This is a genomic window from Treponema succinifaciens DSM 2489, from assembly GCF_000195275.1.
GTDB classification, from domain to species: domain Bacteria; phylum Spirochaetota; class Spirochaetia; order Treponematales; family Treponemataceae; genus Treponema_D; species Treponema_D succinifaciens.
In genome coordinates this window covers 1,299,424-1,319,012 of record NC_015385.1, presented here as the reverse complement: position 1 = coordinate 1,319,012, position 19,589 = coordinate 1,299,424, and the positions used below count along the sequence as shown (strand labels likewise).

The following is a 19,589-nucleotide window of genomic DNA, read 5'->3' as shown; positions in this document are numbered from 1 at the left end:
CTTATACGTTCTTTGATTCGATTAAAACAAAAAGATATTTCAAAAGATTGTTGTTGAATTTGAATTTACCGTCAAGCTCAATGATTTTAGCAGGATTCAATTTCAGTGTAAAAAGAACAAAGTGTCCGCGTTTCTGCTTTTTTACTTCGTATGTAAGATCACGGTCGCCGAAAACTTCCTCTTTTTCGATTTCTGCGCCGAAACTTGCAAGGTCAGCTCTAAGAGTTTCAAGACCGACCTTAGATTTTTCTTCCTCTAAAGGAAAGATTGTCATAAGTTCATACTTTCTCATCGTATGTTTCTCCTTATGGTCAGAATGGGAGCCGCATACGCAACTCCAAGGGGTAATCAATATTAGCAGTTTTTATATGGATTAGTCAACGGAACTTCAAAAAAGTTCAGTATTTTTAGAAAAATTTACTTTTGCACTAGAGTTTTTATAAATATTCAAGTATACTTTTCCCCATTGCATTTTGAAAAACGCCAAAACTTTTATTTTTTAGAGTCCGTGGCGCTTCAAAAGTTTTTTTACATTAGGAGAAAAAAAATGAACAAAGCCGAACTTATTGAAAAAATGGCAAAATCAACAGGCTTGCCAAAAAAAGACGCAGAAAGCGCGCTCAAATCATTTCTTGAGATTGTCTCAAAGGAACTTGAAAAAGGACACGATGTGCAACTCATCGGATTCGGAACATTTACAGTTGGAAAAAGAGCAGCAAGAGAAGGACGCAATCCTGCAACTGGAGAAACAATTAAAATCGCAGCTTCAAAAACACCAAAATTCAAGCCAGGAAAAGCTCTCAAAGACCGCTTGAACAAAAAATAAAAAGTAAATTTCAAAAGTTTTTGCAATTCATGGAAAAAAATTCCAATGTCTTGCAAAAACACCCTTTCCTTTCAATTAATGATAATCAAAAAACACTTTACTTAAACTGGTAATTTAACCATCATTCAATTTTGCAACTGCGGATTACTTCTTTTCACTTAAACTGCAAGTATAAAATTGCCCTATGGACAAATCTAGGGATTTATGCAAAATTTTGGGTGCAAACATCCGCTGTTACAGAATAAAATTAAAAATGACGCAGGAGGAGCTGGCGGAAAAAGCAGGAATAACATCAGTAGGAATTTCAAAAATTGAAACAGGAAAAACTTGGCCTAAAAAAGAAACTATAGAAAAATTCCTGGAAATTTTAGAAGTAAAACCGTTTCAGTTATTCACGGAAACAAAAGAAGATTTTTTAAAATACAAAAACATCGTCACAGAAACAATATCCGAGCTAGTTGACAAAACTTTTTCCGAGCAGAAAAACACTTCCAAAAGAAATAGAAAAAATTTCAAGCTAAAGCATTAAATTTTTTTTGAGTTTTTCTTTTTTTCTATTGACAAAAAAATTAAGAATTGCTAATATAGCGACACTTGAAACGGGCTCTTAGCTCAGCTGGTACGAGCGTCTGGTTTACACCCAGAATGTCGGGGGTTCGATCCCCTCAGAGCCCACTTCGTTTCGGGACGTAGCGCAGCTGGTAGCGCATCTGGTTTGGGACCAGAGGGTCGCAGGTTCAAATCCTGTCATCCCGATTTGAAAGGCTTGCCTGATTTTGGCAAGTCCTTTTTTTTTGTTTTAAACTGAATTTTTTTTTAAATAAAAAACTGCCTGGAATTTTTCATATAAAAAAAGTTTCAGACAGCCAGATTTTTCAGAAAAAAATTTTATTCTTCTATATCAATGCTTGAAATTTTATAAGTCATCGAATATTCATCAAAATTTATTTTAGAAATTTTTCCTTTGATTTCAACTAGCGAATCAGGATTGAAGCCAATCACTTCATCGTTGTTGCTGTAATAATTCACAATAACCGGGTCAAGTTTTTTGTCAAGTGGAACATACAAACAAGAAACTTTATAAGCATAATTTTCAGCCTTGCTTTCATCAACAGAAGAGACAAGAACTTTTGTTTCCATGGATTTTTTTTCAACAGGATGCTTTTTAAACCAAAGTTTCGCTTTGAGCTTGTTAGAAGATGTTGAAGCCACAGATTGCAACACTCCGAAATCAGTATAAGCCTTATTTTCAAATTCGGCATATTCTTTATCAGAAAGATTCAAATTCCTGGAAATTTCATCTGCGAGAATTTTATTCAATTTTGATTTTCCAGATGCAGTCGCTTCAATCCAGTCGCCTTTTGGATTTCCATTTTTATCAGAATTGCAAGTAGCAAGCTTTTTTGTTTCAACTGAAAACTGACTTTCATTTACGCTGATGTCAATTTCAGAATCCTGACGCTGAAGAACTCCGAGCGGACCTTTCATAATTATTTTCTGGGAAACAGTGTATGTTCCAGCATCGAAGTCCGCCTTTGAAAGATACATAATGCCGTCAGATTTTTCCGAACCAGAACCGTCAGAATACATAACTGCAAAAATCGCCGGAAGAATTTCTCTTCCTTCAGGAACAGTTCCTTCGGCAGGTTTTGCATTTCCAGAAAGAGCTGAAAGGTTTTTGCCCAAACTTCCAAGACCGCTACTTTTTGCAGAAACAGCCGCCACGCACAGCATCAAAAATACAACCAATGCGACAAATGTTTTTTTCATAAAAAACTCCTTGTAAATTTAAAAAGTTATCAATACACTACCCCCCCCCGGCAAATTGTCAAGCACCAAAATAAAAATATTTTTTTTGAATTTTTCAGTTTTTTCTATTGACATAAACAATAAAAAACAATATACTTTCATACATCAATTGCCGGTGTAGCTCAGCTGGTAGAGCGGAGGACTGAAAATCCTTATGTCGTCAGTTCGATTCTGACCGCTGGCAGTTTTAAGCACTCTTTTTATAGGGTGCTTTTTTTTTATTTTACGGAAAATTCTCGATGGATGATGAAGAATATTATTCAGCAATGAGAAAGCAATACTCTCCTGTTTTTCATATGCAAAAAAAGCAGAAATTTTCAGAATGGAATTCGTTGCATGGAAGAGAAGATGCAGAAATGCTGAACGAACGTGAAAGGGAAAATGAAACTCCGCCGGAAAACAGCGCAGAAAACTAGAAAATTTTCTATAAAAAATAATTTATTTTTTTTTGCATAAATTATATAATCGCAAAATGAACATAAGAATTCCGCCTTCAATTAAAAAAGGCTGCACAATCTCCGTAACAGCTCCTTCATTTGGATGCACGACAGAACCTTACACTTCCCGCTTTAATTTTGCAAAGAAAAAATTTGAATCTCTTGGCTACAAAATTTTTGCAGGAGAAACTGTTTTCAAAAGCGACGGAAAAGGAATTTCAACAAATCCAAAAAAGGCGGCAAAAGAACTTGAAGAATTTTATTGTTCAGATGAAAATTCCGCAGTTATTTCTGCAGGCGGTGGAGAAATGATGTGCGAAACAGCTGGCTTCATTGACTTTGAAAAAATTTCAGATGCAAAACCAAAATGGTTCATGGGATATTCCGACAACACAAATTTCATATTTCCTCTAGTAACAAAATGCAAAGTCGCGGCAATTTACGGGCCGACAATCACAGGTTTTGGAAAAAAATGGCAAACTCCTGAACTTTATTCGCTTGGACTTTTGGAAGGAAATGTAAAAGAAGTTTCAGGATTTGAAAAATTTCAGCTCCCGCAGAATGACAGCGATTCAACAGAAAATCTTGAAAATTTAACTTACAATCTTACAGAAAAAAAAGTCCTAAAAATTTTTCCAGAAAAATCTGATTCAGTAAAAATTGAAGGAATTTTTTTGGGCGGATGCCTTGACGTTCTTGCGAATTTATGCGGAACAAAACTTGACAGCGTAAAAGAATTCAATCTAGGCGCAGAAAAAATTATCTGGATTCTTGAAAGTTGCGATGGAAATCCAACTGAAATCAGGCGGCAAGTCTGGCACCTGAAAAATGCCGGCTGGTTTGAAAAAGCTTCAGGCTTTATAATCGGACGCCCGCTCGCCTCGCTTGGAAAAGAAATTTTTGGAATAAATCAGTATAACGCAGTTACAGACATACTTTCAGAATTTAATCTTCCGATAATAATGGACGCAGACATAGGGCACGTAGATCCAGCAGTTCCTGTTGCGATGGGAATTTCTGCGGAAGTTTTTTCGGACAAAAATAATTTTACAATAAAATACAAATGGAACTGAATCAACATGGAAACTTTTTCAATCAGAATCGCAGAAGAAAAAGACGCAAAGGAAATTCACGACATTTACGATTACTACGTAAAAAACACAGTTATAACTTTTTCAACTGAAAATCCATCAATTGAAGAATTCAAAAAGCAAATCGCTGTAACAAAAAAAGTTTATCCGTATTTTGTCGCGCAAGATTCAAACGGAAAAATTTTGGGATTTATCTACGGACATCAGCTAAGACCGCATGAGTCGTACAAATGGAATGTTGAATCCACGATTTATCTTTCTCCTGACGCTCCAAAAAGATGCGGAATCGGAACTTCGCTCTATAAAAAATTCATGGAAACACTTTCGCGCCAGGGATTTAAATATGTCTACGGCATAATAACTTCAGAAAACAAAGCAAGCTTTTCGATGCACAAAAAACTTGGATTCAAGGAAATCGGAAACTTTCCAAACGCAGGAAATAAAAATGGAAAATGGTACGGAATTTTCTGGATGCAAATGCAGCTAGGCGAAATATCAGAAAATCCAAAAGAGCCGATTCCATTTTCAGAATTTAAAATTTAACCGGAGAAAACATTATTTTATGGAAGAAAATAAAAACCGTTACCAAGGCGAACTTTTTTTCAATAGGATTTCAAAAAACCAGAAACGCCTGAAAAAATGGGCAAGAAAAAACAGAATTTCATGCTACAGAATTTACGACAAGGACATTCCAGAAATTCCGCTTTGCCTTGACATTTACACATTTCTTCCAGAATTTGTTGAAAATAAAATCGACGCGGCAAAATACAATTCTGAGCTGAATTCCGCAATAAGCGAAAACGGACAAAAAGCAAGGGAACTTTTAACGCAGGAAAAGCAAAGAACTTACGCAAGACTTTATCTTTACGAGCGTCCTTACGAAAAGCCTTTTGAGGAGGAAGAATTGTGGCTGAAAGAAATGAGTTTTCAAACTTCAAGAGCGCTGGAAATTCCAGAATCAAATGTAATAGTAAAAATGCGAAAAAGGCAGCGTGATGACAACGGAAAAAGAAGCCAATACAAAAAGACAGAAGAAACAAACAGCACAAAAGGGATTGTTTTTGAGCAAGGTCAGCTTTTTTTTGTAAATCTGACTGACTATATAGACACCGGCATTTTTTTCGACCATAGACCGCTTAGGCTAAAACTCCGAGAAACTTGCAAAGGAAAACGCGTATTAAATCTTTTTTGCTACACAGGAAGCTTTTCAGTTTATGCGGCTGAAGGAGGTGCGGCTTTTGTCGAAAGCGTTGACATGAGCAACACTTACACTGAATGGACTAAAAACAATCTCAAACTGAATGATTTTTTAGACACACAAATCTACAAAACAACAAGAATGGACGTTATTCATTATCTTGAAGAAAAAGCAAAACAAATAAAAGAAAACGAGAAATTCGATATAATAATTCTTGATCCGCCGACTTTCAGCAATTCAAAAAACACAGATACTACGCTTGATTTAAATAAAGACTGGTCAAAACTAATAGAAAGCTGTTCAAAACTTTTAAGCCCAAAAGGAACCCTTTATTTCAGCACAAACAGCCGCAAGCTAAAAATGGATGAAAATCTTCTTCCGCCGGAAATGTCAGCAGAAGAAATAACAAGCTCAACAATCCCCGAAGATTACAGAAATTCTAAAATCCACAGGGCTTGGAAAATCACATCAATTTGAATCTTGCATAAAAGTTGACTGCATTAAAAACTGAAAATACATTTTCAACATTGTCATAGTCAGCATATTTTATGTAGAAATCATCGGAAAGTCCCAAGGAAACTTTCTTAGAAACAGGAAGCTCAACCGATGCTTGTGAAAATGCGAAATATTCCCAGCCTGTGTCATCACAGTCCTGTTTTTGGGCTTTATACTTGTACATTGCGTATCCGTGAACAGTCCAGTCAAAGACGAATCCTGAATGCGCATTATAAGCAATCTTTTCAACGATTTCTGCACCAGTTGTATATCCGTAATCGCAGGAAACATAATCAGGCTTAGGAAAAATTCCACGGCGCAAGTAATAATAATCAGCTGTTCCCATTATAATTCCTGCCAAATGAGTCTGCCATGCAAAGGATCCGTTTTCCGTGTTGATTCTTTGTTTTATGGCAAATCCAGGCGCAAGTGAAGAAAATTCCATGAATGAATGCCACATAAAATCATATTCAAGGACAAGACCGACAGTCGTATCGCGGTTTTCTCCAAAATCAGGATTTCTGGCAAGAAGCATTCCGTTGCTGAAAATATTTATGCTGTACATGATTTTTTCTTCAGTGGAATCCGCGCCTTCACCAGAACCAAGACCCGCCGAACCTTGCATAGAAAGCTCAAACTGGCTGTACGGAGTATTTGAATCGTGTCCATAAGGATCGTCATACACAACATCAAGCCCAACAGAACCATAAGCCGGAAATAATTCAGAGCAATTGTCATAAGGCTCTTTTAGCCAGGTATTTGCAAAAGCAAGCCCGAATCCTGTCTTTAAGGAAAAACTCTGCAAAAGTCCGCTCGGTCCTTGCGGTGCTCTTTTTAGAATCGGGTCAGTATAAAGCCTCAAAGGATTCGCAACATAGCCAAGAATTTTGTGCCCCTTTGCATTTGCTTCAAGACCAAGCCTGTAAACCATTTCCCCTGTCACAAAGCCGCCGATTGGAGTATACGTAAGGTCGTTTGTTGATGGGGAATTTGTTTCAAAAAAATATTCCCACATAAAAGAACCTGCAGCGGAAACAATCAAAGATTCAAACCAGTTCAAATTTGAATTTCTCGCGGCAAGATAGTAAAGTCCGCCCTGATAAGGATGCAGAACAAAATTTGTCCAATACCAGTCGCGGTCAAACTTTATTTTTCTATTCCAAGGCTCTTTTATATCATCCCAGTAAACTTGCGCCCAGCTAGCTCTTGCAGGACCAAACCGGTTCCATGAGCCAATAACAATGTTTGTGAGCAGCATTCCGCCAGCCGCAACAAAATAGTGCTTTTTTGAATCAAATTCAATGCTTTCACTTGAAAAATCCAAGGAAGCATCTGAATTTTCTGAACTTTCAGCGGTCTGTGCAAAAACATTAAAGGCAAAAACAAAAGAACACAAAACCAGAATTACTTTTTTTAACTTCATTATGATATTCCCCCATACGCTTTGAATAGCCCATAAATAAAAAAAGCAGGCTTATTGCAGCCTGCTTTAAAATGTAAAAGAACAAACTTATTTTGTTTCTGTAGCTTTTACACCGTAGCGCTTGTTAAAGCGGTCAATGCGTCCAGCTGTATCAACAAGTTTCTGCTTTCCAGTATAGAATGGATGGCAGGCAGAGCAAATTTCAACATGAATATCTGATACTGTTGAGCGAGTTTCAATCACATTGCCACATACACAAGTGATTTTTGTAAGTTTGTAGTCTGGGTGGATTCCCTTTTTCATAACAACTCCTATTCTTGCCCGACATTAAAGAAAGACCGGTTAGCACTACATACACTTAAAAAAGTAGTGTTGTATCATTCCCTTACCGTTATCTAACAAATTAACGCCACAAGATAATTTTACTATTTAACTAGTATATAAAAACAACATTTTATGGTCAATATTCAAATTGAATTTTCATAAGAATTTTCTTATAATCTTCGCATGGAAAAAATAGAAGCGTTTGTATTTGACATGGACGGAATTCTTCTTGACACAGAAACCATCTGCGAAAAAACTTGGATAAAGGCAGGAAAAGAATTTGGAATTCAAGACGAAAAAGCCATGGAACTGTTTAAAAAATGTATCGGAACAAACAAAAACGACACATTCAATATTCTAAAGACTTCTCTCGGAGCTGATTTTGGGGCTCAAAAATTTATGGAGCAAACTTCAGTTTTTTTCTCGGAAATTGAAAAATCAGAAGGAATTTCGCTTATGCCCTTCGCAAAACAAACACTCGAATATTTAAAAGACAAAGGTTACAGAATTGCACTTGCGTCTTCAACTAGAGGTCCGGTCGTAACAAGGCAGCTAGAAAAAGCAGGTTTGCTTTCATTTTTTGAATCATTGTCAACCGGAGACCAAGTTTCACACTCAAAACCGGATCCAGAAATATACAAACTGGCCTGCAAAAGTTTAAATCTTCCGCCTAAAAAATGCGCGGCAGTGGAAGACAGTCCAAACGGAATAAAAAGCGCAAAATCAGCAGGACTTTTTACAATCATGGTTCCAGACAGAATAGAGCCAGATGAAGAGCTTTTAAGGAAAGTTGATTTTCTTTGCTCAAATTTAAGTGAAATTAAACTGAAATTTTAAAGTTCTGCGCTTTATAAATTTAAAAAAAACGCAACCATTGTAAACTATAATTTTTTGGGATATAATTTTGGAATGTCAATGGAAGTAATAGCAGGAAAAATGGTCTTTGGCGGAGACTGCATAGCGGAAAACAGCGAAAAGAAAATATTTATTCCATATACAATTCCCGGCGAAAAAGTCGAGATTAAAATTGAAAAAGATTTTAAAGACTACAGCATTGCAAAAAATCTAAATATAATAGAAAAATCCAGATACAGAACTGTTCCCTTCTGCCCTTATTACGGAAAATGCGGAGGCTGCAACCTTCAGCATATAGAGCCAGAATTTCAAAGACAGCTGAGAGTTCAGACTTTAAAAGATGCTTTTTTTCGCGAAGGAATTGAAATTCCGCAAATTCAGATTGTTTCGGGTGCAGACAAAGGTTACAGAGCAAGGTTCCAGCTGCACGACGGCGGACTTATGGGAAAAAAAACCAATGAAATTATCCAAATTGACCAGTGTCCTTGCGCCACAGAAGAAGTAAATAAATATTTAAAGGAAATTCCATTCAAAGATCGTCCAAAAGGAAGAATTCATATTTTCGGAAGCAAAAACATAGCTTCAATTCCCGACGGATTCGACAAAATCGTGGTTGCAGAACAATCAGAAAAAAAACAAATTTCCGAAAAAGGCAAAAATGGAAAAAAGCAGAAAAAGTCAAAATCACGCTACGAAGGGACATTTTCAGAATCAAAAAGCACCTGCGCTGTGAAAATCCTTGACAAAAGCATAACTTTTGATGCTCTGGGATTTTTTCAATCCAACCTTGAAGTACTAGAAAAATCAATTCCTCTTATAACGGGCGGAATTTCTGGAAAAAATGTGCTTGATATGTATTCCGGGGCTGGCACATTTTCTGTTTTTCTTACAGATTCTTTTGAAAACGTAATTTTAGTGGAACACAACAAAAGCGCAGTTGTTTACGCAGAGCAAAATCTCGCCGGAAAAAAACACGAAAGCTTTGGCGTAAGTGGAGATGTCTGGGTAAAATATCATGCGGAAACTTGCATAAAGGAATGCGGAAATTTTGACGCAGTTGTTATTGATCCTCCAAGAAGCGGAATGGAAAAATCCGTGCAAAAATGGCTTCAAAATTCTAAAATTCCACAGATAAGAAGCCTTTCTTGCGATCCATCAACCCATGCGCGGGATGCAAAAGCTCTTATAAATTCAGGGTACAGATTGGAAAAACTTTTTCTTTTAGATTTTTACCCGCAAACCGGGCACATTGAAAGCCTTGGATATTTTGAAAAATGAAAAACCTGTCCAGAAAAATATACATCATGATATTTTTTATAGTAAAAATACTGCTTTTGTCTGCTCAAAATTCTTTCACATCGCAGGAAATTGATTTTACAAATGAAAAACCTTCTTTTGTATCTGTGCTTGGCGGAAATATCTTGTGCCAGCCTGTAAAAACAAGCTACGGTTACATTGCCGCAGGAGATGGAAAACAAATTTTAGGTTTTTCAAAACTGGGAAAACTTTTGTGGCAAAGAGCCGCTCCGGGAAGACTAAAGCCATTTGTTACAGAAGGTCCGGCGGATTTAATTTACGGAGCAACAACAGATTCCACTCTTTTTATGATGAATTCTTCAGGACTTGTCTTGTGGACACAAAAATCAGATTTCAGCATAGAAGAAGCACCCTTGTGCGGAAAAGACGGAAGAATTTTTATCCGCGGAATAAACGGAATTTCTTGCTACGGATTAAAAGGCGTAAAAAGGTGGCAGATTGAAACCGAAGAGCAAAATATTTCAATTCCGCTTGTAGCGCTAAATGACGGCACAATTTTAGCATTTCTTTCAAGAACTCACGATGGAAAATCAATTGCAAAAAGGATTTCCCCATTCGGAATAGAAAAAGAAGAAATTATTTTTGCAGGCCAAGTTTTGCAGGCAGTTTCATGCAAAGAAGGTGTCGCGCTTGCATTTTCAGACGGAAGCATAGGACTTTGTTCTGTAAACGAAAACGGCTCTTATTCAAAATGGACTTTTCTAAAAAAAGATTCAGGAGCTGCGAAACTTTCAGAATTTTCCGGTAAATTAGCGGCAATATATAAAAATTCTGTTTACTATTTAAATGAAAAAACTGGTGGAAAAATTTCAGAATTTCAAAACGGCGTGCAAAATTTTTTCTATTCAGAGCACACGTCTCAAGGTCTTGTAATTTGCGGAGCATACAACGGAGTATGCTATAAGGAAGACGGAACAATTTCATGGAAGGCAAAATTCAGTCCGCAGAAAAAATGGAATTTTGTGTTTGCTTCAGATTCCGGCTATCTTATTTTCTGCATGAGCAACTGGGCTTTAGAGGCTTTTCAAACAAGATTGAATTTTTCAAAATCACAAGATTCATTTATAGAAAAAAAAGTTTCGCCATATAGCTATAAATATTCTGGAATAAAATCAGACGATTTTTCAGGGCGCGCAATAAATGAAAATCTTGAAAGTCAAATGAAGGAAAAATTTTCACAGGGAAATTTCGGAACAGAAGAAGAAAACTGGAATTCTTTAATACAAAGCGAGATTGATTTTCTTTACAACGACTGGACAAAAACAGAAAATCTTTTTTACAACGAAAAACCTTATTTCAAACGAAATATCGAATATTGCCAAAAACTTATAGAACTGGAAAGCGAAAGCGGAATTTACTTTGGAAAACTTTCTTCACTCCTAAAGAAAACAAGCGACACTTCACTATTGCTTTGCCTTGTCAGGGCAGCCGGAAAAAGTTCATTCGATCCGCAAGGTGAACTTCTTTCTTCTATTGAAATCATTTTAAAAACAAAAACAAGCAAAAACGACAAAAAGCTTTTGCAGGAAATCGCTGATTCAACATACGAAATCTGCCGCTTTATGGGACGTCCTTCATTTTTCAGAAAAGGTCAGGAAATTTTAAAATATATGCTTTATCCGCAGTTCGACAAGGAAACAAAAGATTACGCTCTAAAAACTCTCGATAAAATTATTGAAGCCCAGCTTTAACTTTAAACAAGGGCAAACGCATTATAAATGTATTCAGCATAAAACTGGCTCCCAGTCACGGTTTCCTGGTTCAAAATCGCGCAATAATGCATTTGCCCTGAACTTTAAACGTATTTTCGTAGAATTTTTTCAGAAACCATGATAAAATATTCTAGTCTGGAGGAAATATGAACAGAAAGTTTTTAGCCTCGCTGATTTTTGCGGCAGGCTCAGTATTTTTCGTTTCTGCACAAAATGTAAACGAAAGGGAACTTAGAAGCGCAGGAGACGCAAGCACAATCGTATTTGAAAACTACGAAGGTCCTCATTCTGTAATTGAAACAGCGGCCGCTATAAATTCAATCGGAGCAGGACTTGGAAATCAGCTTAAAAACGCAGGAACTCAGTCAAGCGGAACATTCGGCGCAAACGGAAAATATACAGTCATTCATGCAGTCGATTCTTCCGAGCAAGGAAAACTTGACGCAGATATTATCATTATAAATCCAAATGCAACAGTTGACCACATCAGAAACTTGCGAAGAATCATTGCATCTTATCTGAGCGCGGCTTACGGATATTCACAGCAGGATGCTTCAACAGTCGCAACGTTCGTTACTGTATACAACGCAGTTTATAGAAATCAGCTCAACACATTCAAGTCAAAATACAAAAACATTGTAATCAGCAATCTTACTGAAAAAAAGTGCGGTCTTTCAATAAAATGGAGCGACTGGGCAGGAAATTCGCAGATTGTAATTCCGCTTGGAGAATATGTAGAAGGCGGACTTTCTTCTGTAGACACTTCTGTTATCAGCGACAAAAAAGTTGTTGAATCCATGAAGGAAGATGATGACAAAGGCGTTGACGAGCGCAAAAACATGGTTGACATAAAAGAACGCGAAGCTGAAAACGCAGAAACAAAGGCTCAGGAAGCAGCAAAAGAAGCGGCACAAGACAAGCAGGCTTTAGACGAGCAGAAAAAAAATCAGGCTCAAGCTGAAAAAACAGCGCAGGCAAAGCAAAACGAAGCGGACAAAGCAAAAAAAACCGCTGAAAACGCCCAGAAAGAAGCCGCCGCAGATCCACAGAACAAAGCAAAGCAGGCTGACGCAAAACAAGCTGAGCAAAAAGCAGAAAATGCTCAAAAAGAAGCTGACCAGGCAAAATCAAACGCCGAACAGGAGCAGCAGAAAACTCAGCAGCAAAAACAGAAAGCCGATGAATCTGCAAAAAAGGCTGAAGAGCAGCAGCAGAAAGCCGACAAGAAGCTTGACGAAGCTCAAAATGAAAGAATGGAAATTGCAAAAGATCAGCAGGAAATTCTTGAAGCTGAACTTAAGCAGCTTGAAGACGGCACTGTAATCGGCCTAAAAGTTGTAAAAGAAGCAAACTATTTAAGCACGCTTGTAAAAGTAAACTCAAAAACTGGAAAAGTCGTAAAAGAATCTCCTGTAAAAGTTATCCGCGGAAGAACAATAATCGCAGTTCAAGATGCAGTTGTCGGAGTTGCGACTGGCGCATCGTTCCCGAAAACTTCCGGAGACTCAACATTCTACATGGCTATTTGCGGTGAGAATTCAGGAAAAGGCGCCATAAAGCTTTGCCTGATTGACGCATTCAAAATGGAGATTCAAAAAGAATCAGAAGAAAATGTTTCAGAGCATTCAGTTCTTGTAAACAATGGAAGCAATTTCTACTGTGTAATTCAAGACAAATCTGGATGGGTTCTTGGTCGCTATGATAAATCCATCAACTTGATTCAGAAAAGCACTGTAAACATTTCAGAAAGCACTCCGATTACAATTACTGGAAAAGGAATCGTTGTTACAAATTCAAATAACACTCCAGTGCTTCTTTCAATTTCTGACTTGTCAGTTATAGAACAGTAAAATTAACAAAAAAACGCCTGACCAGAAAATTTATATTTTTTAGTCAGGCATTTCTATTTTTCTTTTAAGAATAAATTTCAGCAGGCAAAAAGTTTTTTATAAAGCTCTTCATAAATCAGCGCAACTTTATTCCATGAATATTTTTCATGAATATATCTTGAAGCGTAAGAAATCATGCCTTTGAAAATATCGCGGCCGGCATAACGCATTATATTCACTAAAGATGTAAGTTCGGTTTGCAAAGCTTCGGAATTATTTGGGGAATAAAGCCAGCCAGTTTCATCATCCACAATTTTGCAAAGTCCGCCAGTCGCATGGGCAACAGGTAAAGTTCCAAATGTCTGCGCGATAAAATCTTCAAGTCCGCACGGCTCAAAATAGCTTGGATGCAATGAAAAATCAACAGCAGCAACTGCAAGCCTGGCAATTGATTTATTGTATCCTTTTATGTAGACGCATTTTCCTCGCCATTTTTCAGAAAAAGCAATCAAAGAATTTTCAAGCTCAACAGAACCTTGACCTGCAAAAATAAATCTCACAGGCAAATTTGACTCAAACATTTTTTCAGCGGAATCAAGCATAACTTCAATTCCCTTCTGATGGACAACCCGCCCATGATAAGCAATATAAGCAAAATCAGATTTTTTTTCAGTGGAATCCAAAAATCCAAACTGCAAAGTTCCATCAGCAAAATTTTTAGAATCAAGGCTTTTATTTGAAGCGAAATTTTCTAAAAAGAAATCGCGGCATTTATATTTTCCTTCCAAATCATTTTTCAAAGGATTAAATTCAAAAGGAAGAAGCGATTTTTTTTTGTCAGAAGGCTCATACTTTGAAAAATCAATTCCGTTTGTAATGCCAATCAACTCAATTCCTTTTTTCTTAAATCCTTCCGAAAGCCCTGCGGTATCAGTTTTGCCCGAAATAATTTCTTCCGCATATTCTGTTGAAACCGTAGTAATGCAGGCATTTTCCGAAGCTAAAAGAAAAGGCTCTATGCACAAACCGTTTTTTCCTTTTTCAAGAATTTTCTTTGGAAGACCTGAAAAACGCTCAGCTTCTTCAATATTTTTAAATTCGTGATGATACCCGGGACCGGCATTGTGAATTGTCACAACAAATTTCGTCTTTGAAAAGAATCCGCTCACAGCAGGCATAAAACGTGCAAAAACTGGAATCATTGCAGCAGGAGCGTCTTGGCAATGCACAATATCTGGAATTTCATCATTAAGACAGTTTTTTGAATAGCACACAACAGCTTTCTGAAAAAGCATATTCAGAAAATCTTTATCAATATGCCCTTCCCCTTGCCGATGTTCAGGATTTTGCTTTTGCTCATCAAAACTATAAGTGTAAACCGCTTTTTTTTCAGAGAAAGAATTATGCCGGATAAAAATTATTTGAACGCCATTAAAAATTCCGCGCGAGAAAGAAACTTTAGCAGAAGTTCCGTTTATGTCAAAAGAAACAGAATCCCGCCAAATTTCAGAAAAATTGTTAACATGGGATAAATCCGTGCATCCATAAAGCGGAATAAAAACACAAATTTTGTGTCCTAAATGCAAAAGACTTTCAGCCAAAGAACAGGCAACATTTTTTACACCGCCCGCCTCCGCAATTCCTGCATATTCTCTTGAAACTAGCCAAATGTTCAATTTATTTTCCCTTTGAAAAATCAGGCCGAAGTTTTTCCGCGCCATTAATGTAAACGTGGACAGGATTTTTTCCAGCAGGAAGATATGCTGTAACAAGAGCTCTTACAACATGAGGCAACATTCCGTCTATAGAAGCTTCCTGAGAAACAAAAAGCGCAAGCAAAGATGTGTCGATTCCAACATCGCATTTTCTAAGCGCAGCGGCGGCATTCATGCAGTGCAAATCCTGCGTCATCGTAAAATGAACAGAAACAATATCATAAGGCTGCAAATTATTTTCTTTAAAAATCAATCTGCACATTTCACCGACATTTTCTTTTATTGACTCTGGAGTATTTTCAGCGCAAACAGCTCCGCGAATTCCAAAAATTCTTTTTTCCATTTTTATCCTCAAAATTTCAGCGCATTGATTTTACAGCATTTATAATTTGTGCGGCATCTCCAGTTTTAAACATTTCCTCAAGCTGCGGAAATTTCTGAAGCATTGAACCAAGTTTTTCAAGCTGTGCCAAAGTTCTGTCCTGCTCAACAAAAAATTCCGCCTGAGACTCAGCCTTTTGCGCCATTTTTGAATTCAAAAGCTCAAGATAAGACGCATAGTTTGCCTTTGCAAGGTTGTAAAGCTCAACATCTGGAATTTTTGAATCAAGAAGTTCAACTGACGAAATAAAAATTCCATCAAACTCTGAAGCTTTTTTTTCAATTACTTCTTGAATTTCTTTTTGGCTTAAAGCGGAAGGTTTTACTAAGAGTGAAGATGAAACAAGATATTCAGCTACAAGAGAAGCCGCAAGTTTTGCCTTCGCATCGTAAAATCCTTTTAAATCATTATTTGAAGTTATTTTATTTTCAGAAACCAGCTTGTAAATTCCTTCAGGAGAAAGGCTCATAGAAACTGAAATTTCAACATCATATGAAAAGTCAACTTTTTTATCAGAAAAGCGGGAACTATAAAAAGATGCGCTCGGAAGTTCTCCTGAAACAGACTGAGTCGCCTTGTAAACTGAAAGGTCGAAAATTTCCAGCGAAACATTTGTTGGAAGAAGCCGCTCCCATCTCCAGGTAAAAACTCCAGGAACAACCGCAGAATGATACAATCCACCTGTTTTAGATTTCATTATAGCGCAAGTTCCAGGGCGCACATAAAATTGAATCCATCCAATAAAAAAAACTACCGCTGAAAAAATCAGCAAAACTATAAAATTAGCAAAAAACTTCTTTACTTTCATTTTTGCCCCACTCGATAAATTATGCAGTTTTTATTATACTGTTTTGTATAAATATTTTAAAGCAAATTCACAGAAAATGGATTCCTTGGATAGACTAAAAAAAATCAACCGTTCTTTTCTCTTTAAACTTACAGGGCGCACTTCCCTTTTTTTATTTCTGTTATCCACTTTTCTTATAGTTCTTTATGTGAGCGGCTCTTATCAAGATTTTCTTGACAGCACATTGAACTTTGTTTTGACTTCATGCTCAGCAACAATTTTAGGACTTTTTGTTTTTTCCGCAGCCGGAATTCTTCAAAGCATTATTCTTTTTTTTATATCGAAAAGAAAATCATACTGGATTTATTTTTTTGTATATATACTTTCGTGTGTTTTTTCCGCGGGAATTTTTTTTCTTGCAAGAACAATTTCAATTATTGCAAAAGGAATTTAAATTTTTACCTCGCAATGGTACGGAGCAAAAATCAAAAAAGATCCTTTTTTTGCAAAAAGTTTAGCCGGATTTTTATGCAAAAAATTTTCTTTGGAAATTCTATTTGAAACACTTGCCATTCCTTTTTTTCTAAAACAGTTCCACTCAAATCCTTCCGCCTCAACAAAGGAATTGTCAAAATTATCTGTAAGGCGCGAAACTGAAATTCTGTCTTCAAGCTGCAAATTAAAAACTTCCGCCGATTTTTTTTCAGCAAGAAAATAAACAGCCTGATTTACACAAAGCCAAACATCAGCATGAAAATCTTCGGAAAAAGAATCGTAAATTGAAATAAGATGATCCAGGCAGCCGCCATTTCCGCCCACAAGAACAACCGACGCAGTTTTGCCAATTTCCCTTGCAGTAGAAAGCGCAAGTTCCGTGTCGGTAAAATCCTTGTCGCTCGGAAAAAGTTCACGTTTTGCATTTTTATATTTCTCAAGCAAAGACAAATTTTTCAAACTGTCCATGTCGCCAAGAATCAGATTAGGTGCAAAATCCTCACCAAAAGCTTCCGCATATAAATCCAAAGTTTCAAGTCCAGAATCAGCGGCAATAACGTAGTCAGGCTTGCATTTTTCAAAAAAAGGCTTTGCTGTTTCTGGAGACGGAGCTTCTCCACCGGTAAAAATAAAAATATTCATAGATAGAAATTCCGTTCAAAATTTGATATTGTATGTTACCATGTTTTCATCAAAAAGTGTAAAAATTCCAGAAAAACTAATCAAAGTCAGCAAAATTTTTTCAGACAACGGTTTTAAGTCTTATCTTGTTGGCGGAGCTGTCCGTGATATGCTAATGGGAAAAACTTGCCACGACTACGACATTGCGACAAATGCGACTCCAGAGCAAGTAATGAAAATTTTTAGAAATGTAGTCCCGACTGGAATTGCGCACGGAACTGTAACAATTCACATTTTTGGACTCGAACTTGAAACAACAACTTTTAGAACAGAAACAGACTATTCAGACGGAAGGCATCCTGACAAAGTTAAATATGCAGAAACAATCGAAGAAGATCTTTCACGGCGCGACTTTACAATGAATGCGATTGCCGCAGAACTTTCAACAGGAAAAATCACAGATCCATTTGATGGACAAAAAGACATTCAAAGAAAAATAATCAGGACAGTCGGAGATCCATTCGAACGGTTTTCAGAAGACGGACTTCGACCTGTAAGAGCAATAAGATTTTCAGGACAGCTCGGATTTGAAATTGAAGAAAAAACATTTGACGCAATCTCGCAAGAAAAAATTCTAAAAAAAGTTGAAGGCATTTCCACGGAAAGATTCCGTGATGAGTTCTGTAAAATCCTTAAGACAGAAAAACCTAGTGTTGGATTAAAACTGCTGGAGCAGACAGGAATGCTAAAAATATTTATTCCGCAGTTTTCTGTTTGCAGAAATTGTCTTCAGCAGGACGAAAGAGGATTCCACGAATTTGATGTTGCGGATCATATTTTATATGCCTGCGATGGATGCCCAAAAGAAAACCTCACAGTCCGACTTGCGGCTTTTTATCACGACATAGGAAAGCCAGAATCAAAAACAATTGAGATTGTCAATGGAAAAGAAAGAATTCATTTTCACGGGCATGAGCAGATTTCAGCGGAAAAAGCAAAGGCATCAATGGCTTCACTGAAATTTTCAAACGATGAAATTAGAAAAGTAAGCCACCTTGTAAAAGAGCATATGTTCCATTATGAAAGCAGCTGGACAGATTCGGCGGTGCGAAGATTTATAATAAGAGTTGGCGCGGAAAATCTTGACAATCTTTTTCTTTTGCGGCTCGCAGATATTTATGGAATGCACAGAGTTCCGCTTCAGCAAAACAGCCCGTCCTGGAATCTTCTTGTTGAATTGAAAAAACGAATTGAAAAACTTATGGCTGAAAATTCCGCTCTAAGCCTGAAAGATTTAAAAGTAAATGGAAAAGATTTAATGTCGGAAGGAATTCCAAGCGGAAAAATAATGGGAAAAATTCTAAATGAACTTTTCGAAACTGTAACTGACTCTCCAGAAATGAACGACAAAGAAAAACTGATCGGACTTGCAAAAAAACTATTCAGTGAAAAATATTCTGTTTAAAATAGCTTATTCAATTCCAAGAGCCTTGCAAGCAACTCCAGCTGCCGCCTGTTCCGCTGATTTTTTGTTTTTTCCGCTAGCAGGTCCGTAAACAACATCTCCGAGCTTTACAGAGACATAAAAAATTCTGTCATGATCCGGACCAGTTGTCCTTACAAGCGAATAAGAAGGACAAGCATTTGTTTTTTTCTGATAAAATTCCTGAAGCAAAGTTTTATAATCCTTGCTTCCGTGATCGCTTTGAACTTTTCTTATTTCAGGAATAATCAGTTCAAGAACAAGCCTCTCCGCGCTTTCATATCCAGAATCAATATACAAAGCACCTATAACAGCCTCAACAGCATCTGCCAGAATAGCCTTTTTTGTTCTTCCGCCAGAAAGCTCCTCGCCTTTTCCAAGCACAAGATATTTGTCAATGTGCATTTTTTCAACAGCAATCGGCGCAAGAGACTGCTCGCTTACAACATTCGCTTTTATTTTTGCAAGATCGCCTTCTTTGTTCTGCGACATATCATTATACAAAAATGCAGCAGTCGCAAGTCCAAGCACGCTGTCCCCAAGAAATTCAAGACGCTCATTGTTATATCTCTTATAGGAAGTATTTTCGTTTGAATAAGATCTGTGATGAAACGCCAAATCCAGCAAAGAATAATTTTTAAAATGAAGCTTTAAATGCCTGCAAAATTCATCAAGCTCCTTTTTTCTTTCTCTTGTCAAACTTTTTTCTGGATAAAAAAGACCTTTAAAACCCATTTTATAATCCGAACAAAATAAAAAAAAAACACCGAAACAAAACAAACCAAATTCA

21 protein-coding genes and 3 tRNA genes are annotated in these 19,589 nt (G+C 36.9%); 15 read left to right on the top strand and 9 right to left on the bottom strand.

Going from position 1 to position 19,589, the window contains the following annotated elements:
- Nucleotide 1 precedes the first annotated feature (1 nt).
- The gene (rpsF, locus tag TRESU_RS06300; RefSeq protein WP_013701430.1) at nt 2-292 is read right to left on the bottom strand and encodes a 30S ribosomal protein S6; all 291 of its coding nucleotides are present in this window, start codon (nt 290-292) and stop codon (nt 2-4) included.
- Nucleotides 293-547: 255 nt separating this feature from the next.
- On the opposite strand from rpsF, the gene TRESU_RS06295 reads away from it, so the two are divergent.
- The 4 genes from TRESU_RS06295 to TRESU_RS06280 all read left to right on the top strand — a co-directional run bounded on the left by TRESU_RS06295 (nt 548) and on the right by TRESU_RS06280 (nt 1,582).
- A complete protein-coding gene (locus TRESU_RS06295) occupies nt 548-826 on the top strand; it encodes an HU family DNA-binding protein (RefSeq protein ID WP_013701429.1) in 279 nt (92 codons plus the stop codon).
- Nucleotides 827-1,010: 184 nt separating this feature from the next.
- The gene (locus TRESU_RS06290; RefSeq protein WP_013701428.1) at nt 1,011-1,355 is read left to right on the top strand and encodes a helix-turn-helix domain-containing protein; all 345 of its coding nucleotides are present in this window, start codon (nt 1,011-1,013) and stop codon (nt 1,353-1,355) included.
- 72 nt (nt 1,356-1,427) lie between these two features.
- Nucleotides 1,428-1,501, top strand: a tRNA-Val gene (locus TRESU_RS06285).
- A gap of 8 nt (nt 1,502-1,509) precedes the next feature.
- A tRNA-Pro gene (locus TRESU_RS06280) sits at nt 1,510-1,582 on the top strand.
- 132 nt (nt 1,583-1,714) lie between these two features.
- Here the strand turns inward: TRESU_RS06280 and TRESU_RS06275 are convergent.
- Nucleotides 1,715-2,596, bottom strand: coding sequence for a hypothetical protein (locus tag TRESU_RS06275; protein ID WP_013701427.1), 882 nt, complete (start codon nt 2,594-2,596; stop codon nt 1,715-1,717).
- 150 nt (nt 2,597-2,746) lie between these two features.
- Between TRESU_RS06275 and TRESU_RS06270 the strand changes: the two genes are divergently transcribed.
- From TRESU_RS06270 to TRESU_RS06255, 5 genes are all read left to right on the top strand, one after another.
- A tRNA-Phe gene (locus TRESU_RS06270) sits at nt 2,747-2,819 on the top strand.
- A gap of 55 nt (nt 2,820-2,874) precedes the next feature.
- Complete coding sequence (locus TRESU_RS15140) at nt 2,875-3,051, top strand: hypothetical protein (RefSeq protein WP_013701426.1); 177 nt, start codon at nt 2,875-2,877, stop codon at nt 3,049-3,051.
- Nucleotides 3,052-3,107: 56 nt separating this feature from the next.
- On the top strand, nt 3,108-4,145 hold the full coding sequence (locus TRESU_RS06265) for an LD-carboxypeptidase (protein ID WP_013701425.1): 1,038 nt from the start codon (nt 3,108-3,110) through the stop codon (nt 4,143-4,145).
- A 6-nt stretch (nt 4,146-4,151) separates the two neighbouring features.
- Complete coding sequence (locus TRESU_RS06260; protein ID WP_013701424.1) at nt 4,152-4,706, top strand: GNAT family N-acetyltransferase; 555 nt, start codon at nt 4,152-4,154, stop codon at nt 4,704-4,706.
- Between the two features lie 19 nt (nt 4,707-4,725).
- Nucleotides 4,726-5,838: a class I SAM-dependent methyltransferase gene (locus TRESU_RS06255; RefSeq protein WP_013701423.1), complete on the top strand. Its 1,113-nt coding sequence runs from the start codon at nt 4,726-4,728 to the stop codon at nt 5,836-5,838.
- Here the strand turns inward: TRESU_RS06255 and TRESU_RS06250 are convergent.
- A complete protein-coding gene (locus TRESU_RS06250; protein WP_013701422.1) occupies nt 5,825-7,279 on the bottom strand; it encodes a DUF3943 domain-containing protein in 1,455 nt (484 codons plus the stop codon). The two genes, TRESU_RS06255 and TRESU_RS06250, sit on opposite strands and share 14 nt — an antisense overlap.
- An 87-nt stretch (nt 7,280-7,366) precedes the next feature.
- Complete coding sequence (rpmE, locus tag TRESU_RS06245; protein WP_013701421.1) at nt 7,367-7,582, bottom strand: 50S ribosomal protein L31; 216 nt, start codon at nt 7,580-7,582, stop codon at nt 7,367-7,369.
- A gap of 204 nt (nt 7,583-7,786) precedes the next feature.
- Between rpmE and TRESU_RS06240 the strand changes: the two genes are divergently transcribed.
- The 4 genes from TRESU_RS06240 to TRESU_RS06225 all read left to right on the top strand — a co-directional run bounded on the left by TRESU_RS06240 (nt 7,787) and on the right by TRESU_RS06225 (nt 13,337).
- A complete protein-coding gene (locus TRESU_RS06240) occupies nt 7,787-8,440 on the top strand; it encodes an HAD family hydrolase (protein ID WP_013701420.1) in 654 nt (217 codons plus the stop codon).
- A 72-nt stretch (nt 8,441-8,512) separates the two neighbouring features.
- Nucleotides 8,513-9,736, top strand: a complete 1,224-nt coding sequence (locus TRESU_RS06235; protein WP_148228273.1) for a class I SAM-dependent RNA methyltransferase — start codon at nt 8,513-8,515, stop codon at nt 9,734-9,736.
- 26 nt (nt 9,737-9,762) lie between these two features.
- Nucleotides 9,763-11,466: a PQQ-binding-like beta-propeller repeat protein gene (locus TRESU_RS06230; protein ID WP_148228272.1), complete on the top strand. Its 1,704-nt coding sequence runs from the start codon at nt 9,763-9,765 to the stop codon at nt 11,464-11,466.
- 167 nt (nt 11,467-11,633) lie between these two features.
- Nucleotides 11,634-13,337 carry a P83/100 family protein gene (locus TRESU_RS06225; RefSeq protein ID WP_013701417.1) on the top strand — a complete coding sequence of 568 codons (1,704 nt, stop codon included), beginning with the start codon at nt 11,634-11,636 and terminating at the stop codon, nt 13,335-13,337.
- A gap of 77 nt (nt 13,338-13,414) precedes the next feature.
- Here the strand turns inward: TRESU_RS06225 and TRESU_RS06220 are convergent, their stop codons facing one another.
- Genes TRESU_RS06220 through TRESU_RS06210 form a run of 3 tightly spaced genes read right to left on the bottom strand, consistent with a single transcriptional unit; the run spans nt 13,415 to nt 16,221 of the window.
- Nucleotides 13,415-14,992, bottom strand: coding sequence for a glycogen synthase (locus TRESU_RS06220; protein WP_052299554.1), 1,578 nt, complete (start codon nt 14,990-14,992; stop codon nt 13,415-13,417).
- Nucleotide 14,993: 1 nt separating this feature from the next.
- Entirely contained in the window at nt 14,994-15,374 is a 381-nt protein-coding gene (locus TRESU_RS06215) for a chorismate mutase (protein ID WP_013701415.1), read from the bottom strand.
- A 16-nt stretch (nt 15,375-15,390) separates the two neighbouring features.
- A complete protein-coding gene (locus TRESU_RS06210; protein WP_013701414.1) occupies nt 15,391-16,221 on the bottom strand; it encodes a hypothetical protein in 831 nt (276 codons plus the stop codon).
- Between the two features lie 187 nt (nt 16,222-16,408).
- On the opposite strand from TRESU_RS06210, the gene TRESU_RS14915 reads away from it, so the two are divergent.
- Nucleotides 16,409-16,654: a hypothetical protein gene (locus TRESU_RS14915; RefSeq protein ID WP_148228271.1), complete on the top strand. Its 246-nt coding sequence runs from the start codon at nt 16,409-16,411 to the stop codon at nt 16,652-16,654.
- Here TRESU_RS14915 and TRESU_RS14215 read toward each other — a convergent pair.
- On the bottom strand, nt 16,651-17,337 hold the full coding sequence (locus TRESU_RS14215) for a thiamine diphosphokinase (protein ID WP_013701412.1): 687 nt from the start codon (nt 17,335-17,337) through the stop codon (nt 16,651-16,653). The genes TRESU_RS14915 and TRESU_RS14215 overlap by 4 nt on opposite strands.
- Nucleotides 17,338-17,377: 40 nt before the next feature.
- On the opposite strand from TRESU_RS14215, the gene TRESU_RS06195 reads away from it, so the two are divergent.
- Nucleotides 17,378-18,781: a CCA tRNA nucleotidyltransferase gene (locus TRESU_RS06195; RefSeq protein ID WP_013701411.1), complete on the top strand. Its 1,404-nt coding sequence runs from the start codon at nt 17,378-17,380 to the stop codon at nt 18,779-18,781.
- Nucleotides 18,782-18,787: 6 nt separating this feature from the next.
- Here TRESU_RS06195 and rnc read toward each other — a convergent pair whose 3' ends face one another.
- Nucleotides 18,788-19,534, bottom strand: a complete 747-nt coding sequence (gene rnc, locus TRESU_RS06190; RefSeq protein ID WP_013701410.1) for a ribonuclease III — start codon at nt 19,532-19,534, stop codon at nt 18,788-18,790.
- Nucleotides 19,535-19,589 lie beyond the last annotated feature (55 nt).